This window comes from Galactobacter sp., from assembly GCF_022712295.1.
Lineage (GTDB): Bacteria > Actinomycetota > Actinomycetes > Actinomycetales > Micrococcaceae > Galactobacter.
Genome location: NZ_JALAGT010000129.1, coordinates 1 through 2531 on the forward strand (window position 1 = coordinate 1; position 2531 = coordinate 2531).

Here is a 2531-nt window from a genome sequence, read left to right on the forward strand (position 1 = left end):
CCCCTCTGGTGTATTGCGGCTGCCAGCGGGTCTCTTCCCGGAGCGCGTGGGCCGCGCGGTGTGCAAAGCAGGGATCGCGCAGGGCGGCCCGCCCGATCTTCACGGCGTCTGCGTGACCCTCCCCGACGATCCGTGCGGCCTGACCGGGGTCGGTGATCAGTCCGGCGACACTGGTGGGGACGCCCGCCTGCTCACGTACGGTCTCGGAACCGGGCACCTGGTATCCGGGGCCGACGGGAATGTCCGCAGGGAGGATCCCGCCGGAGGAGATGTCGATCAGGTCCACCCCGAGGTCGAGGAGGCGCTCGGCGATCCGGGCGGTGTCGGCATCGGTCAGTCCGCCGTCCAGCCAATCCGTCGACGAGAGTCGCACCAGCAGCGGCATCGTCCTGGGGATCTGAGTACGGATCCCGCGGACGATCTCCCGAAGCAGGAGCACTCCGTCCCTGCACTCGTCGCGGCGGGTGTTGGTCAGGGGCGAGAGGAAGGAATGGATGAGGAAGCCGTGCCCGGCGAGGATCTCGATCGCATCGAACCCGGCGTCGACGCCGCGCCTCGCCGCGGCGGCGAAGTCGGCGACGACGCTCGCCAGGTCCGCGGCAGAGGCCGCCTCGGGGACCGCGGAACCGGGGAACGGGACGTCGGTGACGGAGAGCGGGACCCAGCCTCCCTCGTCGGGCATCAGTGCATCCGTGCGTGGGGACCACGGGGCCGGAAGCGAGGCCTTTCTCCCCGCATGCGCCAGCTGCAGCGCGATCGGCGTGCCGCGTGCATGGACGAAATCCACCACGCGGCTCCATGCCCGCTGTTGGGCGTCGGTCCAGATGCCGGCGTCGCCTGGACTGATCCGTCCGCGCGCAGAGACTGCGGTGGCTTCGGTGAACAGGAGCCCCCACCCTCCGGAGGCCCTGTCCCCGAGGTGGGCCAGGTGCCAGTCGTTGACGATCCCGTCCACTGCCGAGTGCTGGCACATGGGTGAGAGCCAGAGCCGGTTGCTGACCTCGAGGTCGCGCAGACGCAAGGGCTCGAACAATGACGCAGTGGTGGGCCCGGTGCCCCTTTCCTGCGTGGAGACGGCTTCGGTCATGCCGGCACCGTCGCCCGCCGCGGAGTCGGTGCCGGAACGCGATGTGCCACCGTCTCCGGGAGGCCGAGGTTCTCCCGCAACGTGGTCCCCGCGTAGGACTCGGGGTACACGCCTCGCTCTTGCAGCTCCGGCACCAACAGATCCACGATCTCGGTCAGCCCGTCGGGGAACGCGTGAGGGCTCACATTCAGGCCGTCGAAGGCATCGGAACGCACATGGTGGGCCAGCTGATCCGCCACCTCACCCGCCGATCCGACGAAGTCCCGCTCTCCGACCAGATGGTGCACCACCTGCCGGATGGAGGTGAGGCCGTGCCGCTGCGCGACGGTCTTCCATTCCCGGATCTTGCTGGCGGGGTCATGGCCGGTGTGGACGATCCCGTGAGTATGACTCTGTTCCTCCTTGGCGGGAGGTGCCTCGGGAAGGGGGCCGTCGAGATCCACGTGGCTGAGGTCCTGCTGCCAGACCGCCTCAATGGTCTGTTGGATGCGGCGGTCATTGAGGAAGAGCTCCTGGTAGTACCTGGACTTCTCCTCGGCCTCCTTGTGCGTTGGCGCCACCACGATCGAGGCACCCGGGATCACCAGGAGATCGTCGCCCGGCCTGCCATACCGACGCGCCCTGGCACGCATGTCTGCCGTGAACTCCACGGCGTCGTCGAACTGGACGTGATGGGTGAAGATCCCCTCCGCGCGGCGGGCAGCGAAGTCACGCCCCTCGTCCGAATCCCCTGCCTGGAAGTAGATCGGTTGCCCCTGGGGGCTGCCCGCCACCTGGGGAACCGCGCGGAGGTCGAGGTGCGGGCCGTTCCGGACGACCTCGGAGACGGCTGACTCCTTGGCCCACGACGTGCCCTCCCGATCGGTGGCCACGGCGGAGGACGGGAACCCGTCCCAGAGTGCCTGCACGGCTGCTACGTGTTCCTCGGCATAGGTATAGCGGTGCTCACGGGCCAGGAATCCACCGCGTCGGAAGTTCTCCCCTGTCCAGGCGTTGTCGGTGGTCACGACGTTCCAGCCCGCTCGCCCGCCACTGAGCACATCCACGGTCGCGATGCGGCGTGCGAGATCCACTGGGTCCGTGTAGGTGGTGTTGAGGGTGGCAACGAGACCGATGTGCTCGGTGTGCGCGGCCAGGTGGGCAAACAGGGCGAGGGCATCGGGGCGGCCGGTCACCGCGATGTCGTTGAGCCGGCCCAGGTGCTCCCGCAATCGGAGGCTCTCGCCGAGGAACACGGCGGAGAAGAGCCCGCGTTCGGCATCTCGGACCAGCTCCACGTATTTGTCAGGTTCGTAGAAGTCACGCGAGCGCGGCGTCCTGGACCATTCGTAGACGGGACCGAAGGGCTGGAACACGTTGAGGTGAATCCGGGCGTGTGGGCGGGCGTAGTCGGTGCGGGCGACCTCGGTGGCGGTGTGGGGAACGTGGATGGTCATGATGCCTC

Annotated in this window: 2 protein-coding genes; both read right to left on the reverse strand. The window is 68.5% G+C overall.

The features are described 5' to 3' along the window. Positions 1 to 1087, reverse strand: a 1087-nt coding sequence (locus Q0A15_RS09625) for an NADH:flavin oxidoreductase/NADH oxidase (RefSeq protein WP_291279313.1), incomplete at its 3' end; no start/stop codon positions are given. Further along, on the reverse strand, positions 1084 to 2531 hold a 1448-nt coding region (locus Q0A15_RS09630; RefSeq protein ID WP_291279314.1), incomplete at its 5' end, for an NtaA/DmoA family FMN-dependent monooxygenase. The genes Q0A15_RS09625 and Q0A15_RS09630, both read right to left, overlap by 4 nt.